General features: G+C 41.1%; 28 protein-coding genes, 6 tRNA genes and 2 riboswitches. Of the genes, 16 read left to right on the forward strand and 18 right to left on the reverse strand.

The window, feature by feature from the left end; translation table 11 throughout:
• Window positions 1–188: 188 nt before the first annotated feature.
• Complete coding sequence (locus BLR65_RS17935; RefSeq protein WP_218130645.1) at window positions 189–602, forward strand: MarR family winged helix-turn-helix transcriptional regulator; 414 nt, start codon at window positions 189–191, stop codon at window positions 600–602.
• A gap of 317 nt (window positions 603–919) precedes the next feature.
• Here BLR65_RS17935 and BLR65_RS17940 read toward each other — a convergent pair whose 3' ends face one another.
• Together BLR65_RS17940 and BLR65_RS30985 are read right to left on the reverse strand one after the other, a co-directional pair.
• A complete protein-coding gene (locus tag BLR65_RS17940; RefSeq protein ID WP_211285073.1) occupies window positions 920–1276 on the reverse strand; it encodes a hypothetical protein in 357 nt (118 codons plus the stop codon).
• Between the two features lie 323 nt (window positions 1277–1599).
• Window positions 1600–2172 (reverse strand): peroxiredoxin, encoded by a 573-nt coding sequence (locus BLR65_RS30985; RefSeq protein WP_093795556.1) that lies wholly within the window; start codon window positions 2170–2172, stop codon window positions 1600–1602.
• 218 nt (window positions 2173–2390) lie between these two features.
• Between BLR65_RS30985 and BLR65_RS17950 the strand changes: the two genes are divergently transcribed.
• Window positions 2391–2810 carry an EamA family transporter gene (locus tag BLR65_RS17950; RefSeq protein ID WP_093795557.1) on the forward strand — a complete coding sequence of 140 codons (420 nt, stop codon included), beginning with the start codon at window positions 2391–2393 and terminating at the stop codon, window positions 2808–2810.
• Window positions 2811–3437: 627 nt separating this feature from the next.
• On the forward strand, window positions 3438–4136 hold the full coding sequence (locus tag BLR65_RS30990) for a response regulator transcription factor (RefSeq protein WP_245692884.1): 699 nt from the start codon (window positions 3438–3440) through the stop codon (window positions 4134–4136).
• A gap of 21 nt (window positions 4137–4157) precedes the next feature.
• Here the strand turns inward: BLR65_RS30990 and BLR65_RS17960 are convergent, their stop codons facing one another.
• Together BLR65_RS17960 and BLR65_RS17965 are read right to left on the reverse strand one after the other, a co-directional pair.
• On the reverse strand, window positions 4158–5243 hold the full coding sequence (locus BLR65_RS17960) for an acyl-CoA dehydratase activase-related protein (protein WP_093795558.1): 1086 nt from the start codon (window positions 5241–5243) through the stop codon (window positions 4158–4160).
• Window positions 5240–6148, reverse strand: a complete 909-nt coding sequence (locus BLR65_RS17965) for an acyl-CoA dehydratase activase-related protein (protein ID WP_093795559.1) — start codon at window positions 6146–6148, stop codon at window positions 5240–5242. Before BLR65_RS17965 ends, BLR65_RS17960 begins: the two co-directional genes overlap by 4 nt.
• A gap of 717 nt (window positions 6149–6865) precedes the next feature.
• On the opposite strand from BLR65_RS17965, the gene BLR65_RS17970 reads away from it, so the two are divergent.
• Together BLR65_RS17970 and BLR65_RS17975 are read left to right on the forward strand one after the other, a co-directional pair.
• The gene (locus tag BLR65_RS17970) at window positions 6866–7870 is read left to right on the forward strand and encodes a DUF3231 family protein (protein WP_093795560.1); all 1005 of its coding nucleotides are present in this window, start codon (window positions 6866–6868) and stop codon (window positions 7868–7870) included.
• 351 nt (window positions 7871–8221) lie between these two features.
• Entirely contained in the window at window positions 8222–9148 is a 927-nt protein-coding gene (locus BLR65_RS17975; RefSeq protein WP_169716741.1) for a lipase family protein, read from the forward strand.
• A gap of 59 nt (window positions 9149–9207) precedes the next feature.
• On the opposite strand, the gene BLR65_RS17980 is transcribed toward BLR65_RS17975, so the two are convergent.
• The 9 genes from BLR65_RS17980 to BLR65_RS18020 all read right to left on the reverse strand — a co-directional run bounded on the left by BLR65_RS17980 (window position 9208) and on the right by BLR65_RS18020 (window position 15494).
• Window positions 9208–9414 (reverse strand): DUF1657 domain-containing protein, encoded by a 207-nt coding sequence (locus BLR65_RS17980; protein ID WP_093795562.1) that lies wholly within the window; start codon window positions 9412–9414, stop codon window positions 9208–9210.
• Window positions 9415–9445: 31 nt separating this feature from the next.
• Window positions 9446–9799: a stage V sporulation protein AE gene (gene spoVAE / locus BLR65_RS17985; protein WP_093795563.1), complete on the reverse strand. Its 354-nt coding sequence runs from the start codon at window positions 9797–9799 to the stop codon at window positions 9446–9448.
• Between the two features lie 17 nt (window positions 9800–9816).
• Window positions 9817–10818, reverse strand: coding sequence for a stage V sporulation protein AD (spoVAD, locus tag BLR65_RS17990; protein WP_093795564.1), 1002 nt, complete (start codon window positions 10816–10818; stop codon window positions 9817–9819).
• Window positions 10819–11298, reverse strand: a complete 480-nt coding sequence (gene spoVAC, locus BLR65_RS17995) for a stage V sporulation protein AC (protein WP_093795565.1) — start codon at window positions 11296–11298, stop codon at window positions 10819–10821.
• Window positions 11299–11310: 12 nt separating this feature from the next.
• Complete coding sequence (locus BLR65_RS18000) at window positions 11311–12099, reverse strand: DUF421 domain-containing protein (protein ID WP_245692886.1); 789 nt, start codon at window positions 12097–12099, stop codon at window positions 11311–11313.
• An 89-nt stretch (window positions 12100–12188) separates the two neighbouring features.
• Window positions 12189–12395: a DUF1657 domain-containing protein gene (locus tag BLR65_RS18005; protein ID WP_093795567.1), complete on the reverse strand. Its 207-nt coding sequence runs from the start codon at window positions 12393–12395 to the stop codon at window positions 12189–12191.
• Between the two features lie 167 nt (window positions 12396–12562).
• Window positions 12563–13105 (reverse strand): phosphoribosyltransferase family protein, encoded by a 543-nt coding sequence (locus tag BLR65_RS18010; protein WP_093795568.1) that lies wholly within the window; start codon window positions 13103–13105, stop codon window positions 12563–12565.
• A 13-nt stretch (window positions 13106–13118) separates the two neighbouring features.
• Window positions 13119–14198 (reverse strand): guanine permease, encoded by a 1080-nt coding sequence (locus tag BLR65_RS18015; protein WP_093795569.1) that lies wholly within the window; start codon window positions 14196–14198, stop codon window positions 13119–13121.
• Between the two features lie 157 nt (window positions 14199–14355).
• Window positions 14356–14457, reverse strand: a riboswitch (purine riboswitch).
• A 95-nt stretch (window positions 14458–14552) separates the two neighbouring features.
• Window positions 14553–15494 (reverse strand): AEC family transporter, encoded by a 942-nt coding sequence (locus tag BLR65_RS18020; RefSeq protein WP_093795570.1) that lies wholly within the window; start codon window positions 15492–15494, stop codon window positions 14553–14555.
• A 316-nt stretch (window positions 15495–15810) separates the two neighbouring features.
• Here BLR65_RS18020 and BLR65_RS18025 point away from each other — a divergent pair, with 316 nt between their 5' ends.
• Together BLR65_RS18025 and BLR65_RS18030 are read left to right on the forward strand one after the other, a co-directional pair.
• The gene (locus tag BLR65_RS18025) at window positions 15811–16122 is read left to right on the forward strand and encodes a macro domain-containing protein (RefSeq protein WP_245692888.1); all 312 of its coding nucleotides are present in this window, start codon (window positions 15811–15813) and stop codon (window positions 16120–16122) included.
• A gap of 347 nt (window positions 16123–16469) precedes the next feature.
• Complete coding sequence (locus BLR65_RS18030) at window positions 16470–16901, forward strand: metal-dependent transcriptional regulator (RefSeq protein WP_093795571.1); 432 nt, start codon at window positions 16470–16472, stop codon at window positions 16899–16901.
• 343 nt (window positions 16902–17244) lie between these two features.
• Here BLR65_RS18030 and BLR65_RS18035 read toward each other — a convergent pair whose 3' ends face one another.
• Together BLR65_RS18035 and BLR65_RS18040 are read right to left on the reverse strand one after the other, a co-directional pair.
• Window positions 17245–17493, reverse strand: a complete 249-nt coding sequence (locus BLR65_RS18035) for a FeoA family protein (RefSeq protein ID WP_093795572.1) — start codon at window positions 17491–17493, stop codon at window positions 17245–17247.
• A 395-nt stretch (window positions 17494–17888) separates the two neighbouring features.
• Window positions 17889–18509, reverse strand: a complete 621-nt coding sequence (locus tag BLR65_RS18040) for a hypothetical protein (RefSeq protein ID WP_143122609.1) — start codon at window positions 18507–18509, stop codon at window positions 17889–17891.
• Between the two features lie 518 nt (window positions 18510–19027).
• Window positions 19028–19113, forward strand: a riboswitch (cyclic di-GMP riboswitch).
• A 144-nt stretch (window positions 19114–19257) separates the two neighbouring features.
• Between BLR65_RS18040 and BLR65_RS18045 the strand changes: the two genes are divergently transcribed.
• From BLR65_RS18045 to BLR65_RS29885, 3 genes are all read left to right on the forward strand, one after another.
• Window positions 19258–20973: a methyl-accepting chemotaxis protein gene (locus BLR65_RS18045; RefSeq protein ID WP_093795574.1), complete on the forward strand. Its 1716-nt coding sequence runs from the start codon at window positions 19258–19260 to the stop codon at window positions 20971–20973.
• Window positions 20974–21194: 221 nt separating this feature from the next.
• A complete protein-coding gene (locus BLR65_RS18050) occupies window positions 21195–21401 on the forward strand; it encodes a GNAT family N-acetyltransferase (protein WP_093795575.1) in 207 nt (68 codons plus the stop codon).
• 77 nt (window positions 21402–21478) lie between these two features.
• Window positions 21479–21652, forward strand: coding sequence for a hypothetical protein (locus tag BLR65_RS29885; protein ID WP_169716742.1), 174 nt, complete (start codon window positions 21479–21481; stop codon window positions 21650–21652).
• Window positions 21653–21952: 300 nt separating this feature from the next.
• Here the strand turns inward: BLR65_RS29885 and BLR65_RS18055 are convergent, their stop codons facing one another.
• Both BLR65_RS18055 and BLR65_RS29155 read right to left on the reverse strand, forming a co-directional pair.
• Window positions 21953–22501: a CBO0543 family protein gene (locus BLR65_RS18055; RefSeq protein WP_093795576.1), complete on the reverse strand. Its 549-nt coding sequence runs from the start codon at window positions 22499–22501 to the stop codon at window positions 21953–21955.
• Window positions 22502–23003: 502 nt separating this feature from the next.
• Window positions 23004–23231, reverse strand: coding sequence for a hypothetical protein (locus BLR65_RS29155; RefSeq protein ID WP_143122610.1), 228 nt, complete (start codon window positions 23229–23231; stop codon window positions 23004–23006).
• On the opposite strand from BLR65_RS29155, the gene BLR65_RS18060 reads away from it, so the two are divergent.
• From BLR65_RS18060 to BLR65_RS18085, 6 genes are all read left to right on the forward strand, one after another.
• Window positions 23196–23270, forward strand: a tRNA-Cys gene (locus BLR65_RS18060). The two genes, BLR65_RS29155 and BLR65_RS18060, sit on opposite strands and share 36 nt — an antisense overlap.
• Before the next feature lie 85 nt (window positions 23271–23355).
• Window positions 23356–23430: transfer RNA gene (locus BLR65_RS18065), tRNA-Phe, on the forward strand.
• 8 nt (window positions 23431–23438) lie between these two features.
• Window positions 23439–23514, forward strand: a tRNA-Thr gene (locus tag BLR65_RS18070).
• Between the two features lie 104 nt (window positions 23515–23618).
• A tRNA-Tyr gene (locus tag BLR65_RS18075) sits at window positions 23619–23703 on the forward strand.
• Window positions 23704–23707: 4 nt separating this feature from the next.
• Window positions 23708–23784: transfer RNA gene (locus BLR65_RS18080), tRNA-Met, on the forward strand.
• Window positions 23785–23800: 16 nt separating this feature from the next.
• Window positions 23801–23874, forward strand: a tRNA-Gly gene (locus BLR65_RS18085).
• A 928-nt stretch (window positions 23875–24802) separates the two neighbouring features.
• Here BLR65_RS18085 and BLR65_RS18090 read toward each other — a convergent pair.
• Window positions 24803–25036: a hypothetical protein gene (locus BLR65_RS18090; RefSeq protein WP_093795577.1), complete on the reverse strand. Its 234-nt coding sequence runs from the start codon at window positions 25034–25036 to the stop codon at window positions 24803–24805.
• Window positions 25037–25089: the final 53 nt, after the last annotated feature.

Genomic DNA, 25089 nt, shown 5'->3' on the forward strand with positions numbered 1-25089 from the left:
TGATGCTCGTGATACTCGAAATACTTTGCAGCTTTACTATTAGTAGGTGTATTATATAATAATATATGACATGTCACAGCGCACTGCGTTTTGTTGGTAATGCCTCAATAATATATGGTTTATTATTAAGGGGGTTGACAGAAATCACGCACAACGATTCCTCGAGCAATTATCTTTCGGTACGTGCGATGATCGAACTGATAGCAGTTCAGGATATTTTAGACGATGTTTTAGAGATGCATTTTTCTCAATACGGTTTATCTAAGGCAAAGTTTAATGCTTTAATTCAATTATATATGACTGGTGGACAAGGACTATCACAATCAGAATTAGGGAAAATGTTGCTTGTTTCCCGAGCTAATATTACTAGGCTTATTGATCGCTTAGAAAAAGAAGATCTAGTGACTCGCGAGCCAGATCCAAAGGATAAAAGAGTTTTTCAGCTTTATCTTACAGAAAGGGCTACTGCTCTCATGAATTTTTTCGTTCCCGTTCATAACCAATATATCCTCAAGCTGGTTTCGATACTTAATAATAGCGAAAAGGAACTCTTAATTTCCTTACTAAGTAAACTTAAAAAGGGATTGGAACTAAACAATTAAAGAATTAATATGATTTAATATAAAAGCAGAGACAATTTAGTCCCTGCTTTTTATTTAGGAGCTGATAGCTCAGTAACGTTTTTGTTTGAAGAGGCGAATCGGAAATGCTTTGGTCACATTGTGAATGTCACTGTCTTTTGCCAATTGTCTGCAATTGTATATCCAACCTAAGGTTTTATGCTACTTCTGACCAGTACCATAGCAAAAGCATGACAAATTGGCAGCCACCGCCTTGACAGTTGCTCTTGGGAAGTTGTTAATATATCGGGGTCCGGTTGATGCATAATTTATTCTGCCTCGTAAGCTATAATAAATAGTTAACAATCAGTAAGGTGCATTGAACCTAGAGTATCTTTCCCCCAAATTTTTATCATTACCTTACCGTTTTTTCTAAATCCATGGGCAAGTTCACAATGTCTTAATACGGCAAAATTTCTTTCATACTGTATCTTAGATAAATTGAACTTACTCATGATTTGCTCAACAGTAACAGGACCCTCGTCCTTAATGTAGTTGTAAATGTTTTTTTGTGTTTCAGTTAACCCGTCAGTTCCGTCTTGTCCGGCCAATTTTCGGGACATTTTAGCACCATGTACTGCTGCTACGTCACAAGTCCGAGGGGGTTCTAAATACTCAAGATAGCAGTCTTCACAAAGTATTTGCCCCCGATGCATACATTGTTCACCCTCTGGGATTTCATTGTTGCATTTGTTGCAGATCAAGTTATCAGTCCTTTCCTACTTATCAATTAAATAATGTTAATATGCTAACAAATATGTTAATGTATTAACATTTTATTGTCAATGATTATTTTTTTATTCCGGGAATTATTGTAACATTTCCAAATATTAACTTCATCGGGAGCTGTAGTAAGCTGTCTTTTATGGGGGTTAAAAAAACACGGTTTTAAATGCCGTGCTTTTTCAATTCTGAGATTAAACTAGGTTTATGATCTATATAGACGTGAACAATCCGCCGGCAGGTGGATTTGACTCTACTAGATGGTACCAACTTTTCTAAAATCCCTTTTGATACCCGGTTCACCCGGTTTCCAACCAGCCGGTACTCCTTCACCAGTTGCCTCACCATACTGAATGCCTTGAAGTGTGCGGATAATCTCCCATACATTTCGGCCCACTTCACGAGGATATAGGGAATAATAACGAATTCGTCCGTTAGGATCGATAATAAAGGATGCACGGTAAGCTACGCCCTTGTCTTTATCCAATACGCCGTAGGCACGTGAGATATTGCCGTTACGGTCAGAAAGGAGCGGGTACATTACTTTCTTAGCGCTAGGCGAGGTTTCAGCAAATACTTTATGAGAATAAACGCTATCAGTGCTGATTGCTATAGCATCTGCATCAAGTTCACGGATGCAAGGATAAGCAGCGGCAACTGCCGCTAACTCAGTTGGTCAAACAAAGGTAAAATCGCTGGAATAAAAGAAAAGAAGCAGCCAGCAACCCCGAAAGTCATTTAGGCATACCTCTATTTCTTTTCCACGGTAATATGCGGGAGAACAGAAATCAGGAGCCATCTCCTCGAGCCGGAAACAGGTTTTATCCATATTATACACCTCCTACTATTGGCTCAATGTATAATATGTGGTAGATTATGTAACGGTGATTCCAATCTTGGTAAAGGTTGAGTTTAATTTTGACCCAAATCTTATAGTAGGTTTTTTTGAACAAATAGCGAATGATGATATATTTAGTGCCGCGGAGACTCGGGTTTACCGATAGAAATAATATAAATTCGTGGGGCAAATTTAGGAGGTATTTTCAGATGAATGAATATATATTTGCAGGTATAGCAATGGTGTTTTGGGGTATAGCGCCGGTCTGGGGTAAATTAGGATTGTGTGAGCTCCAACCTCTAGCGGCGCTTACTATACGCAGTATAATTATTACTATAATATTGGTAGTTGTGGTAACTATCAGGGGGCAGTGGGGGCTAGTTGCGGGAGTATCAGCGAAGAATATCGGATTTATTGGCTTAGAGGGGATTTGCGCCGCACTGTTAGGCCAATTAGCCTACTATTACGCATTGCGATTAGGTGAAGTAAGTCGTGTGTCTCCCATTGTTTCAGCTTTTCCGCTTGTGGCCCTTATGCTGGGTATATTGATTTTGGGTGAAAAGCTGACAATTTATAAAATAGTTGCCGCGTTGTTAATCGTCATTGGAATAGTCCTTATGCGATATTAGCGGATCACGGAAACAAGCTGACGGTTATTGTGAAAGTAAGCTTTCATCAGTTCTGCTGTGTCAATCATTGTCATGGCTGTTCTCCTGTTTCCTATAACCCTTTTCTCTACATCTACGTGGATGTTAAGTTTTAAGTTAAGTATTAATCTTTTTCTTTGTCAATGAACCACCAATTAGAGCCGAGAAATCCTTGTGCCCAGAGACTAGATTTTATATTCCAGGTTTCAATCCGGGATTGGCGTAATGCTTCTAGAATATCCATGACTTTCACCTCTTTTGTAATCTTTAGTAGAGTAACCCTTTTATGTGAATGCTACTCATCGGGTGTTACATTAGTAGAAAAAAGTTTTGTGACTTGCGATCTACAAAAGTCGAGATAGAATATGTAATGAGGCTGTGTGTTTTATGTTCGCGTAGACGTTCAAAACAAGGCGAACACTTCGTTGAGGGTCGACACTCGCGGGGCTGAGTTTATTAGTATAAAAATTAATGTAATAAAGGGGAAGCCGAGGACTGGTATTTTTATAGGTTTTTTAGCTAATTTTATCAAATTTTTATAAATTCTTTAAAGCAAGTTTAGACTTGGTTCTTATAATAAGCTCATAACAACGAGGGAGTTTATTATACATGAACAAGCTAAAAGCAATCTATGATGTGCTGAAGATCATGAAAAGCAAAGAAATGGTGACAGGAAGCCTTACGGCTAAGGTGGAAAAGGACCAGGTGAAGATGTTTGGCTTGGAAAGTGAATTTGAAAAAAATCTGGTCACCGGAAAAATCAAGCCCAAAGTGAATCTGGAAATGGATTATGAGGGAAGACCGGCAGTCGGTGAAGCTGATGAATTTCATTCCGAGCATTGCCAGCCGACGGGGGGAGGACATGATCGTTTTTATCATAAAATTCGCGGTCTGGATGTAGGCGCTGATGATTATTTGACCAAACCCTTCAGCCCGGCGGAACTGGTGGCCAGAATCAAGGCGCATCTCAACCGCTACCAACGCCTGAGAGGTATCACTCCGGCCTGGGATATTCTGCAGGTCAAGGGGTTGGAAATTAATACGGCATCTCGCAAGGTATGTGTCAATGACAGGGAAATTCAGCTCACCACCAAGGAATACGAGTTGCTGTTGTTTTTGGCTTCTAATCCCAACATCGTCTTTAGCAAGGAGCATCTATTTAATACCATCTGGGGGAATGAAAATTTTGGCGAGGTGGCCACCGTGGCTGTTCACATTCAGAAGATTCGTAAGAAGGTGGAAAAGGACCCTGGCAATCCCGAGCTAATCGAAACACTATGGGGGATGGGGTACCGTTTAAATTCATAGCAAGGGTTGAAGACACTATTCTTAGCTTTGGTTGGTACTTCTCATCTGACGATATTTTAGTAAGTCGATAAACGCCTCTAACCTAGTCATAATTCCGGCTTCACCAGAATGTTCATCAAAAGCCATTGACAGCACAGGAATATCTGTATCGCTGCTAACTTGATGCATAATATTTTTGGCGACAACCTCAGGCATACAGGCAAAAGGGTATATGTGTATGATACCATCATAGTTTTCCTGCCCCATATTTACCGTATGGGCAATACTCTTTAAACCATGACCGCCAACATAATGTCCTAAGTATGGTTGTGCCAGTCTGGTAAGACGCCGAAAAAGAGTAAGATACTCGCTTTTTCTAAATAAATGCCCGTTAACGTAGTCACTTAGGTACATCGTTTTATGTACCTCTACGCCAAGCTGTCCTAAACGTCTGTCTAAATCCAGGTTAGCAAACGGTTCAAGCATGACATAAATTTCACCAACAATACCGATACGCACTGGTTTAGCAGCAAGCGTAAGCTTTACGCTGTCTAGTCTATGTTCTATATCGTTCATTGTTGCTTTCAATGCCAGACTTGTTTCAGCCACATCAATTTTATTGATGGCTAGTTTCCAGACAGCATCCGACTCACCGGTAGTAACTTCATATGGGCGCATGGTGTGAATTTTTCGCTGAAGGTTATCAAGGGCATTCATTTTTTCAATAGCCAAGTGAAATGCAGAGTAGATTTCTCGTAACCCAAGTCTAGGTGCGACACGACGAAGATTTTTTAAAATGTCAATAATGTCTGGTTCGATTACAATCATATCGAAAGCATAGCCAAGTTGCTGTAAAATACCTTTTTGTACTTCAGCGTAGTACCCTAGACGACAAGGACCAACTCCGCCACAAGTTACAAGGGTGTCAGCACTCTGATCGAGAGCTTCAATAAAATTACCCAGTGTAATTTTGAAAGGCAGACATACCGTCTCCGGGGAATACTTCACACCAAGCTCTAATGTTCTCTTGGAAGTAGGGGGAGGGAGTAGTACTTCCTGGCCAAGTCCGGTAAATAGTGTCTTAAGTACGATACTCATTTCTCCCATATGAGGAAAAGACACAATCATGTTTTTTTCCTCCGGCTTAACATGTCAGTAAACGCTTCCAGCCTTGTGACAAATCCAGCTTCAGATGTATGTTCATCTACCGTTAACAGCATAAAGGGTATGTGTAGGGCTTGTGCCCGCTGTCTAATCAACTCGCCGATTAAAGCATCAGGACCGCAGGAAAAGGATGTCATGAATATCAGCCCATCTACCGGCTGATGCGAATTCATTATAGCTAGTGCTGCTCCGGCCATATGCTGACTGTTAGACCAAAAAATTTTTTTACCTAATGTTTTGGCAGCAGTGGCAGCCTGCCAGTTAGTCACCATTTCAGAAGTTATCACAGCAATATCAAGCTCTTGAAGTTTACTCACGATGTTCATGCTAATCTGACGGTCATAAATCAGATAAGGATGCCCGATCAGACCAACCCGTTGTCGACCGATTTCACCCTGCACTGTGCATGCTGGCTGTTGCCGGTACATCCAGGCGTGATACCAGGCATACAGACTGAATAAAGCACCTCTACCTAATATACGGCCTACATTAATAATCGCCTGGTACAAGCTCCGCTGGTTTTGTCGAAGATTTATGCTGACGTCAATGACTGGCGGAAGATTGTGGATATTGCTGCGCAGCATATCGGGCATACCGATAATTTTCGGGCAGCTATATTCCCGGGTTGCTACGCTAACCACCCGTGGTGAAAATAAGAAATCGACTTTTTTATAAATTTCATAGACATGGCCGAAATAAACTTTTACAGGTAAGCAAACATCATCTAAGGCACTCCCGTAATCTAAGGTTACTTTAGTAGTCTCAGCAGTAACGACCACGTCTGCCCCAAGCTCATGTAAGAATCTTTCCCAAGCTGAGCCATATTGATAATACAGTAGTCCCTGGGGTAACCCTATTCGAACTGACAAGATCCATCATTCCTTCGATAATTTTCTTTTAGGCAAATGGTTATACTATTAGTCCATTTGCCGTACTGATCTCCCCAGCGTGCTATTGTTTGATCATTCATCATGATTTCAATGACTTCACACTGGTTACCGCAGCCGCTGCACTCAAAGCTACGGGAGGTATAGTCATAATTTAAAGTATACCATACTTTGGATGAATTATACAAAATAACCTTAAAATGGTAAAAACTAACCGCTGGCGGGATGAGCCAGTGGTTTTTATTTGTTGCTTTAAGGACAAGTTTAGCTTTTTTTCTAGTTGATGTTGATGATAACTAACTCCAATTTGCTGATTGTTTATTTTTAATTTTGGTGGAATTATCCTAAATTAACGGTACTGTAAATTTCTAAATTCGGAAAATATCCAAGTATTTTCTTGCAAGCACCTCCAGGCTGTCCACTCTTAACAGCAGATGTTTTTGTAATTTCCATAACAAATTATATGCAAATGATTGAGCTAAGTGCGGGTGTGAACGCGGTTATAAAACTCGGTGGCAAAAAGCTAGGATTAAAAACAGAGAAATAGGAAATTCAATAATAATAAAAATGGGAAGCCAAATTTGGCTTCCATTTTTTGCAGAGAGTAAGTATAAGAGTTGCGGGCGGTGTGAATCATAGGGGTAAATAATTGAAAGTAATGTAGTAATACTAAGTAATCTTTTAAGAGGAGTGGCATTAATGGACGAGAAAAATCTTAGGCTAACTTCAACCGAGGTTGGATGTTTATGGTTGGGCTATATGAATGACAGCATGGCAGTATGTACGCTTCAATATTTCTTGGAGAAGGCAAAAGATAAGGATATTCGACCCATCATTGAATTTGCCCTAAGTTTATCGGAAAAGCATATGCAAGCTATCGCGAAAATATTCAAAAATGAGGAAATGGCCATTCCCGTTGGTTACACAGAGACTGATGTCGATGTTAAAGCGCCACCGTTGTTTTCCGATGTTTTTTATCTTCGCTATTTAAAACATCTGTCTGGAGCGGGAATGAAGGCATATATTCTGGGATTAAGCCAAGCCGTCCGTTCTGATGTGCGTAAGTATTTTGGGGATTGCATCGACTCCTCCCAAGAACTGAACGAGCAAGTAACTCAGGCTTTGTTAACCAAGGGGCTTTATATTAGAGCGCCCTACATCCCGATTCCTAAACAGGTTCAGTTTGTAGAGTCTCCAACATTTATGGGGACTATATTCGGCAAAAACCGTCCTTTACATGCAATGGAATTGATTCACCTAACCGCCAATATCTCGACCAATGCTATGGGGCGAGTGGTACTCATTGGATTCGCACAGGTTGCCCGCACTCATGATGTGCGGGAGTATTTTGTGAGAGGGCAAGAGATAGCACGAAAGCATATTGAAGTATTTAGCTCTTTTATGAAAAACGATGACCTGTCGGCCCCGGCAACATGGGATTCGGAAGCGATGGATTCAACGATAGCTCCTTTCTCGGATAAACTAATGATGCAACAAATAACTTCTCTAATCGCGATAAGTATGGCGAATTATGGAGCGGCCCTAGGCGCAAGCACACGAGTAGATGTTGCCGGTGAGTATATTCGTCTTATGACCGAGATTGCAGCGTTTGGAGAAGACGGAGCGCAACTTATGATTAAGCATGGCTGGCTTGAGCAACCGCCACAAGCGGCGGACCGTAAAGAATTAGCCTTGAGTAGATAATAGAATCAACTACATTTAGTTGAAACATTCCACTTGGAGAAGATTATGGGATTGCCTGAATTACTTTTTATTGCTTTCGTTGTATTAGCATTTATACCCGGCTGAATTTTGCTGTATGATACTTATTGTGGTTAGAAATACTAATCGGGTATGAGGGGCGCTGATATCTTGTTTTAACAAAATATTACTAATGGAAGTAGACTAATCATGCAATCAACGGTCAATAAAAGCGCTAACCGAAAAATAACAGCTTGGGGACTTTTGGCAATATGTTGTTTATGTTTCTTGTTTTTTTTGCACTTTAACGGGGATAAGCAATTGACTCCTCAGAGGAGACCGAACGACAGCTACATGGATATAGCCTTATTATTTGCGCATGCCGTTTATGTGCGAGAATGGGATGGCGTTCCAGAGGCATTTGAGTTCGCCTCCCGCCATGCGGACGGGTCATACATTCTAAAGCGGCCAGGCTGGGATTCCTCAAAGGCATTTAATAAGCTTGCGCGTAGTGGCTGGAAACTGTACTTTAACCATATCGGTGTTGACGCCATCAGGCTGCAGGATACTCAGATTCTGACTGGCAGTAAGGTAAACCTCAATAGTAAACTGACTGTTGTTGTGGCTTTTAGAGGCAGTGATAACATTTTTGATTATTTGTTCACAAATTGTAAAAATAATCCTGTCAGTTTAACACAGCTACAAATGACTGGTAATAGCGAGCTGGAGGATTTTAACCTGATATGGGATCAATACACTGTACCGAGTATTACCGTAATGACTTGCAATGTTATGACCACCTGGCTATCAAACCGTGTTTCAAAAGCGCCTATATTGGTGCATAAGGGGTATATGGAACAGGTGGCGTGCGGCTTGAATGCTAAAGTCGTAGACCCGGTTAACGGCGATTTATTAAGCGTGAAGGACATGGTGAACAAGTATCCTGATGCCGAATTTGTAATAGCAGGACACAGTTCAGGCGGCGGTGCAGCGCAAATTTTGTCCACCTTGCTTTATGAGAAGGGAATTGGCCGGCAAAACATCCACCTTCGGACATTTGCGACAGCTGGCGCCTTCAACTATCGCGGACAAGCTAAATACAGGGATATTGACTCGATTAACTACTTCATCGTCGGTGATCCTATACAGATTGTAAATGACCTTACCGGCTTTGGGCCACTCGGTGTAAGTATTATGGTATCACCAACGCACCGGTTTTCCCAAAACAGCAGAACAGTACATGAGATGACAGCATACGAGGAACAATTGAGTAACAATTAATGAAACAAAGCTGAAAATTATATTTTCAGCTTTGTTTACCATTACAGGTGCACTAAGATCTATTGCTGTTTATACTGGGGTTCCTGCTGTTCAACGTATTTTTGCCGTTGCTTTAATGTTTCAACAGCATTGTCAAGGGTTGATGCTAATTGCTCAAATGTTTGTTTTGCCTGCTGATCCTGAGTCTCCAATGAAAATGTCTTCATCGTGGCTGCTGCATTTTGAACAGTTGCAATGGCTTGAGTCATTTGGGTACCTACTGTCATAATTTTCACCTCCTTCGGCCAGCCGTTTCATTTATCCTTTGGGTTTAAATAGTAAAGCTGATAAAAATCCGAAGATAATTGCCGCGGAAATTCCTGCACTGGTTATTTTAAATATACCTGTTAATACACCAACAAGACCCGTTTTCTGGGCCTCCTGAAGAGCGCCCTTTACTAGTTGATTGCCAAAACTGCTTATAGGAACTGAAGCTCCGGCACCTGCAAATTTGACTAAATCGTCATATAGGCCCATTCCTCCTAAAACAGCGCCGGATACTACCAATGCAACCATTGTGTGGGCAGGAGTTAGTTTCAGAACGTCCATAAGTAGTTGCCCGATAACACATATGGCTCCGCCAACGACAAAAGCCAAAATAAACTTCTCCAAAAGATAAGCCTCCTATATTACTTTTCTATTGATACTGCGTAGGCAATACAGGGTATAGTTTCTTTTTGCTGGTAAGACATGGGGGAGAGTAACGCGCCGGTAGCAATAACCAGAATCCGGTTCAATTCTCCTTTGCGCATACGATTTAGAAGATGCCCAAACGTAGTTGTAGCAACACAGGCACAACCACTACCTCCTGCGAGAACGGGCTGAGTTTCCTTATATATTAGAATACCGCAGTCCGTCAGTTTTTCTACAGGGATGTCAAGTCCGTGTTTTGTAAGTAAATCTCCGGCAATTCGGTGTCCTACCCTTCCTAAGTCCCCGGTCGTAATGAGATCATAGTAGGATGGGGAGATATTCAAATCCCGAAAGTGGGCTTCAATCGTGTCAACTGCAGCCGGAGCCATAGCGGCCCCCATGTTAAAAGGGTCGGAAAGCCCCATATCGATTACTCGACCAATGGTAGCAGCTGCAACATGTGGGCCTTCTCCCTGCTGCGCAACAAGAGCAGCGCCTGCTCCAGTAACCGTCCACTGGGCAGTAGGCGGTTTTTGGGCACCATACTCGGTAGGATACCTGTACTGCTTCTCAGACGCTGCGTTATGGCTGGATGTACCAACGAGTGCATTCTGCGCGAACCTACTATCGATCATCAGTGCGGCTAAAGCAAGACCTTCCATCGAACTGGAACAAGCTCCATAGATGCCAAAAAAGGGAACGGCAAGGGTGCGGGCCGCAAAGCTGCTGGGAATAATCTGGTTCATCAAATCCCCGCTTAAGAAAAATTGAACATCTTCTTTTTTTAATCCGGCCTTTTTTATCGCAGTTTCACACGCTTGTTCTAACAGCTTTTTTTCAGCTTGTTCGTAACTGTCTTGTCCTAACCATATATCGCCGTGAAGCAGGTCGAAATCGTCTGCCAAATTCCCCTGAGCCTCAAACGGCCCGCCAATAGCCGCAGAACCAATGATTACCGGTTTAGATTCAAAAACCCATGTTTGATGACCGTGCAGCATTTACATTCCACCTAATGACGTAATGATTACCTTTACAATAGCAACTATAAAAGCGGAAAAGACTCCGAAAACAATTACTGGTCCGGCGATTTTAAACATATTTCCGCCGACACCCAATACAAACCCCTCACTTTTGTGGTCTAGGGACGCGGATGCGATAGTATTGGCAAACCCTGTAACCGGAACGGCACTTCCCGCACCACCCCATTGAGCAATATGATCATATAATCCAAGGCTTGTAAGTATTACTGAAAACAAAATCAGAATCGCCGCAGTTGGATCACCGGCTGTCTTTTCATCAAAGTTAAAATAAGTCATGAAAAACAACTGTATTCCCTGACCGATTGTACAGATGATGCCTCCTGTAATAAAAGCCCGTAAACAGTTTGTTACTAGGGGACGCTGTGGTTCCCTGGCATGGGCAAAGTCCTGATATTGCTGCTGTACAGGGGTCAGCTTCTTTCTTTTAATACTTGACAAGATAATCCACCTCTATCGTAATAGATATGGTTTAAGCTTTTTCATAAGCTGATCTAGTGTTTCAGCATGTTTTGAATACATTTTCTTAGCCGCTTCATTCTTGGTTTCCAGTGCAAAAGTCATAAGATCAGACTGAATTTTTTCAAAATTGGCATATAGCAATTCTTTAACCTTTGGCTGGGGGAGTTGTACAGAGTCATCAAACAAATCCAGGTATAAATCACCGGACGAATCGACTTGTCCGATAAACACATTATCTGGTGATACGCCTGTAGTTTCTAACTGGATATTTAGCCATTCCCTGTTAACCCCCAAAGATGACAAGGGTTCATCTAAAATGTTACCATCCAGGATGACTGTCTGCGGTTCGGCCTGTGGGGCCGTTTTTATCCCCAAATCATGGGGGGATACTGGCTTTTTATCAGACTTCAAAAATAGATTTATGTCGCCGGTATCTTCCATTACTGCAAATTCCACATCAGCTAGATTAAAAGTATTTTTATAGCGAAGCTCCCGCAGAAGTTCTTCTCCCGTCAGTCTTGCCTGCAGAAGATTATCTTCCATAATTTTTCCATGCTTAACTAATATGGTTTCTTTGCCGTTAATAAGTTCGTGAGTCCACTTGCTCTTAATGGCTATATAATCGAGTCCTATAGGAAATATTACCCAAACCCCAAGGGCAATAAGGCCGAAGGCAGGATTTGGAATTAGATTTAATGACATTATGGCAGCAATTACTGCTGCGGTAACGTAGCTTACAAACCTAAACGGCGTCGTGCGGGCGATATTTCTTTTTCCCATTAATCTGGTTAAGAGGAGAAGCACAAAGAATAATGATACTGAGCTAATTAATGTTTGTAGCCATGCCTGCATTTTTTTGATTCTCCTGTCTAGTTCCCCTTATATTGTGGTTCTTGAAGTTCTAAAGTCTGCAGTCTTCCCTCCAGATCATTGATAATTATTCCTGCAGTTTCCAGGGTTTCACGGTAAACTAACTTGGTTTCTTCATCCCGCGTCTGGAGTGAATATAATCTTAATGTACTCTGATTGCCTTTGAGGGTAGCTAAAGTTTGTTTGAGTTTAGAAGCAACTGTCATATATATTACCTCCGTTTACCATACTATTATTAGATCTAATATTGATTTTAATTCAGTACAACTATTTCTAAATAATGGTAAATTACCCCGAAAAGATTATTACTAACGGCCTAAAATGTAGAAAAGGAGTTGCCCAACATTATTGGGGCAACTCCTTTTCTAACATTTTAATTTTTTACAAACAATGGCAGCTTTTCCAGGTAGATAATGTCATTGCGGTCGGCCGCATCTCCCTCTGCTAATATGGCAGCGCGTGCGGACACGATGCCGCCGGCCTGGCGTATGAGTTGTTCAACGGCATTAATTGATTGGCCTGTGCTGATAACATCATCAATAATAGCAACCCGTTTTCCTTTGATGGCAAGAACATCTTTATTGTCCAGACAAAGGATTTGCTCTTTTTGGGTTGTAATGGAATATACCGAAACAACCAGGGGATTTTGCATATACGGTTTTACGCTTTTTCTGGCGATTATAAAATTCATCGTCAGTAGCCGCGAGATTTCGAAGGCCAGCGGGATTCCTTTAGCTTCCGCTGTAACAATAACGTCAATCTCCGGCAATCGCTTAACTAATTCGGGTGCAACCCGGCAAATCAATTCTGTATCGCCTAATACGACAAAACTGGCTATACTCAATTGCGGCGATACCTGAATTATGGGAAGTGTTCGTTCCAGACCGCAGAGTTTCAGGGTATATGTTTCAGACATGGTATGCTACCTCCTAAGCGAACAATGAAAGCATTAATTTAATGATTAATCCGGATATCATTCCTAAAAAGGGGTCGGTTATTGCAGTTACAGCCAGTGTTACACCGCCGACAATGGTATCCGGCGTGCCGGTACCGCTTTGTAAGGCAAGACTGGCATTTATCGGCACGGTAACAATTGCGCCCAAAACAAGCAAGAACCCGGCTATTGATTCATTGGGAACATATTTGCCGATTTTTGGCAGAAGTTTGGATAGCAGGATAACAGCCATAAGTCCCATCATGAGGATTCCGGCAAGCATAGGATGCGGTGCTGCACCTGTGGCGGAGATGATAGCCTGGACAGGACCGCCGCCAAATAGTGAGGAGGCCATATCGGCGATACTGCTAATAATGGTCAGATGATCCAAATTGACATCTGTTTTGGCGATTGTCTGTGCCGTAATATTACCAAAGGCGATGTTTGCCCCGATGTTAAGCGTGACAATACCCAATGTGCCACGAACGACATTGGTATTGATAATTGGTTTTTGAAAAATAAATTTTTCCCGAGATTCGTCATAACATAGTTCATTTTGGCGCTTTAACAGCATACAGGCAATGGTTGCTATAAGTACCGATATTACGATTGTAAATACGAGTTTGTTGGCTGGGTTTGGCGTTATGTAGTAGGTTAGCAGGGCGCTAACAATAGAAATTCCGCCAATGACCGGATTGCGCCGGGTCATATCAACGGCAACCTTTGCCAAAATAATGCCAACGCCGGCCATCATGGCATTGGTAATTACCGGACCGATAAAATCCACAATTTTAGTAAAAATGCCTAATAAACCAATAACTAATAAAATACTGCCTTCCCAGAAGACCATGGACAGGCGCTCCTGAATATTGCGCCCCATGGTTCCTACTAGAGTTATAGTTTCCGCCTGAAAGGAAATAGGGGCGACGATTCCCAGCACACCGCAGCCGATAGCACCGGCAATAAACCCGGCTGCTGTGGGAACAGAGGCAAAGCCAAAGGTAAGGGCAAGTAGGCCCTGAGGCAATCCGTTAACAATGACTCCTAAGGCTGCTAAGAGATCTTCAAACGACATATGTTTTCTTCCTCCTAAAAAAAATAGACCCTGACAGAAGTAACACTCTAGCCATGAGTGAAACTACTGCCGGGTTTTTTCGCAGCATAATGCCGGGGTCATATGGGCATTATTAATCATTAATGCAAATTCAGATTAATCAAAACTAAACTTGCATTAATGATTTTAGTTCACTCATAGTCCAGTAATTTACGGTTACTAGGTAGAGACTCTCAGGCCATATTCCCAAGATTATATGAGGTACTTATGTCACAATACTAATTAAAATTATCAACAATACAACTATTTGTCAAGAGAAAATGTGAAAATAATGTCAAATAAAAGTACAGCCTTTGCCAGGTTTCTTATGTGGCGTTACTGCAGGAGAAAGAAGAGCAGCGGGTAGATCACCAGCAGAAACAAGGCGGTAGTCAGAATAAAGGAAGCATTGGTGATATGCACATTAAGCCCGTGGAGTTTGGCAATGATCACCGCGCTGATAGCGGTCGGCATACTCGCCAGTATCACAACGGCATGAATGATCTTTTGGTCGCTAAAGACCTGTTGGGCAATAACATAGGCAATCAGCGGCGTAAAGACAAACTTCACCGGAACCAGATCCAGCGTGCTGACATAATATTTTTGAATGGCCGAAAAATCCAGGGAATAACCTACCGGTATCAATGCCGTCCAGGCGGCAATGTGCACAAGCGGATCGAAAATCTCTCCCAGTATCGCCGGCCGCGGCACATGAAAGTAATAGAGCAGAAACCCGATCACCAGCCCCAGGACCGGCAACTGGTTGCGGCTGAAAAACAATTTTGCCAGAGGCACTCTGCCCATATCGGCACCCTGGCCGCTCCGGCGATAGTAATCGGCCAGCGGATAGCAGACCAGGAAAATGACTGCCGCCTGGAGCACGGCCACCAACTGAGTATAGGCAAAGCCGGTTTCGCCGTATAAAATAAAGGTACACAGCCCGCCCAAGGTACCAATATTGGACAATATGGCCGCTATGATATAGCTGCCGTTATCAAGCGGGTTGTTATATTTGTTGCGGGAAATCAGGTAGGCAATCAAGCCGGGGATGAAGCACAGGATTACTCCAAAGGCCGGCAGCCAGGCTAATTCCCAGCGGAATGGCAATACCCAAAAGCTCAGTATGGATAAAAACGGGTACAGCAGCAGCATATTGCAGTTGGCCATATTATCAAAAAAATTTCCATCCGGCCAGGGTTTATTGCGGAACAGGTAGCCGACAATCAGCGGCACTAATAAATCGACGGCAAAATAGATCAGTTTCACTTGGATATTCATAGAGAACCTTTCTGCATTTCCTAATTTCATTAATCTAATTTACATTCCAGATGTTTATATATACTACAATGGAACATCGATCCCCTGCTACCCCGGGCAAGAGGAGGCAAGTAGGGCGTTTTTTTTGTTTCCTATTAGATTAGTACGTTTGATGTAAAACAAAACTTAAAGTGATAAAGTTTTTCTAGCCTGCGGGCAGGATTTTGCCATTCGATCAAAAAAAATGTAAGTATCCGGAGAATTGGTTCATCGGTTTGGATTCAAGTGTAGCGTCCACGCAAGGTGATGCCTCATAGTAAAAAAAGGGGGTGGAGCAATGCCACTGGAAATAATACGTAGTGATATAACCAAAGTTCATACGGATGCTATTGTTAATGCGGCAAATACATCCTTGCTTGGTGGCGGAGGAGTTGACGGAGCAATACATCGATCCGCGGGACCGGAATTGCTTGCGGAGTGCCGTACTCTGGGTGGGTGCAAAGTTGGGCAAGCTAAGATAACAAAAGGATATAAGCTGCCAGCAAAGTATGTAATACATACTGTTGGGCCGGTCTGGCACATGACGGTTTATATGGTACTGTTCCTATATGGATCATTCCGTGAATCGGCTGGTTTCGGTAACGGCTGACGCATCTTTTTCCCAGTGATTATGCGGCGGGTAGTTTCTCGAGAGCAGGAATTATATTAGTTAAACAGTCGATAGGCAGTATAGTATTAACCGTAATAGCAGTACTTTTATCTTTGTCGCGTATTTACGGAGGGGTACATAACCCCAGTGACATATTGCGGAATGGCAGTAATATTGGCCCCCGCTTTTATTGACGATATCTTCTTTGTTGCACCATAATACCAATAATTCAGGAATGGGGACGGGGCATAGACACAAAAACGCGACTTATCGCATAAAATATAATAGAGCTTGAAAACAAATGAGAATGATATTTATGAGCGGTATTAGCGATTGGTGGTGAACCTATGCTGTCACCTAGTCTTGAAGATTACTTAGAAGAAATCTTCAGGTTTTCAGTTAGTCACGATATAGTACGAGTTACGGATATCAGTCAAAAATTAAATGTCAAATTGCCTTCGGTAACAAAAGCTGTGGGAAAACTTCGCGCCGGTGGCTATATTACTTATCAGAAGTATGGCCTGATTGGACTGACCGAAAAGGGGAGACAGACTGGGGGCTACCTTGTAGAAAGAAATACGCTTTTGCAGGAATTTCTCAGGACAATCTGTGCCGATTGCGATGTCGCTGCGGAAGCTGAAGCAATGGAGCATTACTTATCGAAATCAACTATTGTTTCGATACAACTTTTAACGGTCTTCATGAAAGAGAATCCTGCAACCTACCAGCAATATGTTGATTACGTACAGAAAAGCAAAAGAAAAAACAAAGAGAGATAAACAGGGGCGGGTAGCCCCTGTTAGCTTTTAAGCCAGACCGAGATCTCTGGCAAATTGCGCTACGACAAAACAGACAGCGAAAGCGTTAAGGGACGGAATGAGGAAAGACAGGAAAGTCCACTTAACACTCCCTGATTCCTTATATGCAGAAGGGCAATTAGAGCGTTTCCCGGAGTTGAGCTAATCCTTCTCCTTTACGTGCAGCCGTGGCCACGACGGAACTCCGAGTTCCTTTTCCAAGGCTGGAACATCAATGGCGATCTGCTTCTTTCTGGCCTCGTCCATAAGATTAAACACAAACCACAACATGGGAAGTAATCTCCATCAATGTCATTCGCCTCCGCTATTCCATAGGGTATATTTTAATCAAGCTGGCGTCATCGCTGCGCAAGGCAATGGTCGTATTCCGCACACGAAACGCAATGGGGTCACCAACCGGACTTTTGCGGATGCACTCAACCTGCGTTCCCGGAACCATGCCTAAGTCCAGCACTCGTCTTCTAAGTAAACCATCAAGTTCTACCGATAATATTCTACCGGCGGTGCCTGCCATAAGGTCTGCCAAAGAAGATAATTTATCAGGGGTATGCATACAAAATAACCTCCTTGTTGTTTGCTACTATACCGGATAGGTTAGTTTCGACTAACATGAGTGGATAAAGAAAGGTTAGCAGCAGCTAACATCCAGTGCGAAAAAAACGGTTAGCGCCAGCTAACACCTTATTTTTAACCCTCTGCTATATAGTATGGGGAACAAGGAAAAATGTTACTGTCTATAAAAATTAGGACGCTGTCAGTCGGAGTATATTTGACCATAATAAGCTAAGAAATGATTTCCAGAGTTTTCGGTTGTATTGAAATACTGCATATCAATTAAAAAAGGCAGGTTGATGATATTCAATCTGCCTTCTGAAGAGTACTTTTTACACACTATCATTATTATCTTGTTATCCACTTACCCAAAAATCATATGAGTGCAGGTTAGCACTAGCTTAATTGCCAAACTACTTTTGCTAAAGCAAATTCATTCTGGGCTATTTCTACTGCAATCTTAATGTTATAAATTTTACCGATTTCATTTAGCAAGGAACACCCTACCTTCAGTACACCTTGTTCTATGACAGACAACGGTTGCGAATGTTGATTCAAGTTAAATTCGACAAAAGGAAGTTCCTTTTTATCTGTATTATCAATAATATTGCAAGAGACTAACGACTGACTTCCGGGCATAATTAATCGAATAAGTATTTTTAAGGTCATTGTTAAAAAATCGTGATATCCAGCAAATTTTTTGATATCTTGACACTCTTCATTAAAAGTAATTCGGCCATTATATTCCTTGGTGAGATTGGTAATCATTTCTATCGTTGTTTTGCTATCACAGACTATGGGCAAAATATCAATATACATAGACTGAATTTCTTCTATTATATTTATATACTGGTCAATAACTTCGATATTTTCATCGCTTTTTTCTATCATCATTCCATTATGACGTTTCCAAAAAGCAAATATCCATTGGTTGATTCGCTTTAAATTATGTAAATCTTTTTTTCGTTCGCTTTTATTTGTTCCATCTTGGAGAATTACACAGAAGAGTTTCAGCAAATAATGGTAGAGTGCTAACTTTATTAATTGACTTTCGACACAATGTTCTTTTTCCCTGTTGAAACAGTCAATTATTATATTAATATTTTAAATATTCAGCCAAATAAGTAGGATTGAATGATTATGTTTGACTAAATGCCATTGAGGTTTTTACAAAGGAACGGAATTTGTTAGATACTTATCTATTTTATACGAAATACTTGCATAGAAAAGACAGTAGAATTACCTTTATGGTCATGAGAAAATATTTCTATTATACAACCTTGCTTTTCAGAGACTTAACAGAAAAAGAGGCCTTCGTTGAAAAAGTTGATCCGATCATAAAAATACTTCTTTTTAATGGTAGAATTTTTGATTGTAAAAGAATATGTACAACCATTCAATTCAATTATAGCCATGGAAAATAACGGACTAAAAATAATGTAAAAAAATGATAAAATAAAAGGAGTTTTGTCAATATATATCGAATAATTGAATAATAGATCTAGTTAACTCAATAAGAGTCAAGGAGTATTCAATTTTATAAAGGGCAAACTTATTGAAAAATAGGTCGCAAAGCCATGGGTCTAAAGATATTTTTATCAATGACTGCCAGGTTGCATCATTATATGATTTTTTTGGTGATGTGCGGGCAGTTTTTTATTAGTTCATGGGAAGGAGGAAATATGCAATAGCAATGCAAGAACCTTACTGAATTTTTGGTAGTATTTAACAAAAAATAAGGATTAATGTTAAGGAGCGCAAAATTATGGTCTTTTTTAACAATATGAAAGTAAAATACAAATTGGGAGTTTTAATTTTTATTGCTTTTTTGGCGCTTGGAGTTATCGGTTTTACGGGGTATTATTACTTGCAGCAATCAAATATTACATTGAATACTATGTATAAGGACAGGCTAATCCCTGTCCGGAATTTAAACGAAAATCGCATGCTTATTGTCAGAGCTAATGCGGCGATCATGGAATTGATGCTTACTACGGATGTTAATAAAAATAATCAACTTAAAGCAATCATAGAAGATACCGGTAAACGAGCTGCTAATAATCTGACAGAGCTTGAAAAAATTCATCTTGATGCTAAATCTAAGGACTTGTTGAACAAAGTGAACACGGCTAGAGAAAAGTACCGTGATGCAAGAGAGCAGGTTATTAGTTTAGCTATGCAAAACAAAAATGCCGAAGCATATGCCCTATATGCTGCTAACTTGGATAAGCAGTCTACAGAGTATATTGATCTAATGCGCGAGTTTAGTGATTATTATACCGAATTGTCCCAAAAAATGAACGAGGATAACCAAGCTGCTTTTGAAAGAGCTAATCAAATCACGATGGGAATTTTGCTGATGGCATTTCTTGTATTGGGGCTGAGCAGCTGGTACATATCAAAAATCATAACCCAACCGTTAACTGAGTTGACACTGGTTTGCGATGAACTTGCCACCGGTGATTTTCGTGATAAACCGCGCCGAATTATCAGGAAGGATGAAATCGGAAAAGTGGCAGATTCTTTGGTAGCTATGCGCAGCAATGTTCATACACTGATGAGGAAAATTGACGTGTCCGTTGAGCAGGTGGCTGCAGCTTCTGAGGAGTTGACGGCTAGCGCTGACCAATCGGCTCAAGCGGCCACTCAGGTGGCCGGCTCTATTGTCGCTGTGGCACAAGGCATGGGAGAACAGTTAAGTATAACTGGAGAGGCTGCGGCAGTTATCCGGCAGATGTCTGCAGGCATCCAGAAAATTGCTGGTAATGCTAACGACGTGTCCGGACAATCAGCTTTAGCCGCACAAAAGGCCAATGAAGGTAATATAGCAGCAGATAAGGCGGTACGGCAAATGGCACACATTGAACAGACAGTAACGAATTCTGCCGGAATAGTGGCTAAACTAGGTGAGCGGTCGAAAGAAATAGGTCAGATTGTAGATACTATTGCCGGGATTGCTGGTCAAACCAATCTTCTGGCCTTAAATGCCGCTATTGAAGCAGCACGCGCCGGAGAGCAGGGACGTGGGTTTGCCGTTGTAGCAGAAGAAGTACGAAAGTTAGCTGAGCAATCCCAGGAAGCTGCCAAGCAAATTGCTACCCTTATTCGAGAAATTCAAGGTGATACCGACAAGGCGGTTATCGCCATGGGGGAAGGCTCCCAGGAAGTTAAAATGGGAGCAGAAATAGTCAATGCTTCAGGTCTAGCTTTTAATGAAATTACTAAGTTAGTATCGCAAGTATCTGATCAGATCAAAGACATATCTATGGCCGTAGACCAAATGGCAAGTGGTAGTCAGCAGATTGTTAGTTCCGTGCAACAAATTGATGAACTAAGTAAAAAAGCTTCCAGCGAAGCACAAAGCGTTTCAGCCGCTACCGAAGAGCAATCCGCATCAATGGAAGAAATAGCTGCTTCCAGCCAGGCATTAGCTAATCTTGCTATGGATTTAAGGGACGCAGTCAATAAATTCCAAGTTTAAAGTGATTAGTGCCTAAATAAAGAACTTATAGCGTGATTGAATTTTGATTTTGTATTAGTATGAATAAGGAAAGCCCATGCGTTATACTGATATTTAAAAGCAGCCTAGCATGGGCTTTTTTATTATCCAAGGCTGGTACGATGGATTTAAGTTATTGAGTTTTCCATAAACAACCTGTCTCGAAATATCAGGTTCTAAGTTGGTTTTGGGATTGTACGAATATGGCGCCGCTGGCGGTGGCACCGGATTATCAGAGGAAAGGTATTGGTGGTCGGCTCAGCGAAGCCGGCCACCGAGTGGCTCGGAAACTGGAATTCAAGTCAGTGCTACTGGTGGGCTACCCGGGTTATTATCCGCACGGTTTGGGTATCGGCCGGCAGAAACGTTTGGTATCGTGGCTATTCAAGATAGTCAAACCATTAGGTTGATGAGGACGAAGGCTGGGTTATTTGTCAATTTAATATAAAATGAAAATAGGGAAATACTACTATTGGAGGTGTCGATAATGCCTGGGTATAAAAAAGAAATTCATGAAATTTGCGTTGATAAAACTAGTTGCCAACATGAAATTAATTCAAAAAGATCCGAAGACAATGGTTCCTACTGGTCTATACCGACAGAGAAACTAACAAAAGACGCAATTAAAAAAACGTATATGCAGGATCATAAGAATAAATAGGAAGTTCTAGTTTATTCTTATTGGACTTAATTACAATATGTGGTGATTATATATTGTATCTTCTTTATGACTTGATATTGAGGGGCGTTAACCGCCTTTTTTGTTTTTTATTATCATATTCCAGCATAGCAAAGATACGTGTTGTTAGACGAACATTAAAGTCCAGGCAACACGAGTTGATTCAGATTTTACGATGTTTACATAATTGTCGAAGGCTGAATGACACTAACACAATTGAAGGTGCGGTGGTGAGCTCATAGATAATTTCCCTGAGGAGTTATCTACAAAAATATAGTCCTCCTAAGATACCCGGTATACGGCTTTTTCAATTAACCATTTTCCTATTACGGCTTTCATTATATAAAGAGGAAAAGACCAAGTGTGATACCAATGCAAAACGAAGTAAGCTTCGAGCCATTCAGCAAATGGCTCACCTACGAATGCTAGTAAAACAGCTGCAATGCTTTCGACGATTAAAAACGTTTTCCATTTTGGAAAATATTGATATATCAGCATATCCAAGACAGTTAGTAATCCCCAATCAATTCCTATAGAATCAGGAATTATTGGTAAAAGTTTTATGGGATATATCCATAATTTTAAAGCTAAACCTGTTGCATCCATTGCGGTTACGACGAACATTATGTAAATACCATAAGCAAGGATAATTCCTGTTCTTGATCTATCTACGATCCGCCACCAAAATATCCACGGGACAATTAACGTCGCGAGCAGCAGCCACCATTGATAAGTAAAAAGTTCATATTGCAACCAGTGTTGGTATTGCAAATCATGATAATATTTTTGGGCAGCAAATATCTCGGCGTATTGATTTAAGTTTTCGGTCATATATCTATCCCCCTTATAACGAGATCCCTGAAGAAGTACCTTTCTCGTTATCCGCATACTACATCTAGCAATTTACGTTTACACAAAATACTGGATATTTTAGGAACGAATATAAGAATAGACTTTTCAGTGATCCTTTATACATCCAGTTATTTTTACCACCAGGAGTAAGTCGCATGCAGTAGGCAAACAAGATGAAAAAGGAAGATATATGTATTTGACATAGATATATTCTTTGCAGTAGTGGAGAAGTTAACCATGATTATAAAAATCAGATTATAACTTTACGTGGTGATACTGATGTCAAAGTTTTGATCTAGAATAGAGATAAATTTTAATCGTATCTCGTAATCTGGTTCAGAAACCGTTGAAGGGCTGTACGCAAAAAGAAAAATTTATTAATTTAGTTGACAATAATCAAAAAAGTTGGTATAGTAATAATTCCCGAGGATTCCGGATTGGCAAATGTAGCAGAACCCAAAACTGCCGGGGAAACTCCATGTCAAGGTTGAGCTCGACTTCCATCATCGTAAGCAGAAAACCAGTTTGTTGTGAGATGCTGGGCGAAATGAGAAACTGTGGGAATCGCTAGATTGTAAGCATTGTAAGGAATACCCAAAGCAGATCTTTTTTCTGTAAAATATTTAATTGACATAATAAAAGAAATTTGATATAGTAGTAAACCTGAAATGATGGCGATATGGCCAAGTGGTAAGGCTAAGGTCCGCAAGACCTTGATCCCCTAGTTCGAATCTGGGTGTCGCCTCCAATACATAACCTGAGATGCATGTTATCTTAGCTATGTCCAACCTACTGTAATATATAGGGAATTTAATGGTATGTAGCGTTCCAATGCCTCGGTAGCTCAGTCGGTAAAGCAGAGGACTGAAAATCCTCGTGTCGCAGTTCGATTCTGCCCTGAGGCACCATTTTTAATGCTGGCGTAGCTCAATAGGTAGAGCAGCTGACTTGTAATCAGCAGGTTGTGGGTTCAATTCCTATCGCCAGCTCCATTTAAGCAGCGAACCATATTGTCACGAGCTGTAAAGCGAAGTGACAATATGAGTGAGTCGCTTAGTTCCAAGCGTAAGCGCGGAACATCCTATAATAAAATTCCGGAGGGATTCCCGAGTGGCTAAAGGGAGCAGACTGTAAATCTGCCGTCTATGACTTCGGTGGTTCGAATCCACCTCCCTCCACCATAATGGCGGCGTAGCTCAGTTGGCTAGAGCATGCGGTTCATATCCGCAGTGTCCGGGGTTCAAATCCCTGCGCCGCCACCAATTCATCTATTTATGTGCGGGTGTAGCTCAATGGTAGAGCACTAGCCTTCCAAGCTAGCTACGAGGGTTCGATTCCCTTCACCCGCTCCAGAAAAGCACCCGTTATTTACTAAAAAGTAAGTAAATAACGGGTGCTTTTCTATAATAGTTCGAAGAGAAAGAAAAACATTGGCATGAAAATTGCAATAATAATTGGTAGGTACAGCAAACAGTAAAAATAATTCTCAAATAATCAGGGGGGGAACGATATAACGATAATGGCTTTATAGGCCAGTTTTATGAAGGGGGAGACATTTTATTCCTTGAGGATAGCGAGCGAACTTTTAATATAAATTTGCTGTCATGGAGTCAAAATGGGACAGAACGATAGTATTTCATTTCCAGTTTTCCATTTTCTAAAAATAGAAAAATTAATTTATTGATAAATAAGATTTTGCTCAGGAATCCAGTCTGTCGCAGCATTTACCAATGGCAGGTAATAGTTTAAAGTGTATCAAAATTCTAAGGAGGGATTAGGTGTGTGGGTGCGTGCTTAAGCTGTAGCGAGTGTGGAAGATGTAAGTATATCTATAAAAAAATTATAAAATGTCCGAAATGTGGTCGTACAAATCTTAAGGATGAAAAAATTTGTAGAAGATGTGGAGTCTTGCTTGAACCTAACAAAACGTAAAATAATTTTGTTGAGGGCCTCCAAACTTACGGCGATCTAATTAAAAGCAAGAGCGGGTTAGGAACTGATGGGGGAGAGGTGATAGCTTTTTTTCAAAAAAAACTTCTGCGGCAAACTCACCTCAGAAGTTTTTCTCTATAAATAAAAGGAATGTGTTGAAATTATGGATAGGCATCGACGAGTAAGCCGACAGAATGAATTTTGAACAGAAGTTTTATTTAAACAGCAAGTTGCCATAGGCGTAGGATGAACTTTGCCGCCATAAAGTAGTTACTGTGTTATGCGCAGCTGGTTGTTTGCCAATAGACAAAATGGCCGATGGGGAAGGGCGTTTGGTGAACGGATTTCTTAAGAAGGCCTGCCTTCAGCAGAGCAAGTTTCTGATGATCTCCAATCCACAATATACTTACCAGATGGTTGTTTTAAAGCAACATACTTAACTTTTTGCGGTAATTCGGGAAATTTTTTGCTGTTCCGGGTTAATGCTTTAGCGTAAAGGGTAGCTGTTGTTTCGTCAGCAATTTCTTCTTTCGTTTCAAAAGCTTTTTTGGCATTCATAATGTCTTCTTCAGTAATTTGCATTTCAAGTCCTCCTTAATTAAAAATTAAACGATTACTTGAAGACAAAGGGAAAA

The organism is Sporomusa acidovorans (assembly GCF_900101845.1).
GTDB lineage: Bacteria > Bacillota > Negativicutes > Sporomusales > Sporomusaceae > Sporomusa > Sporomusa acidovorans.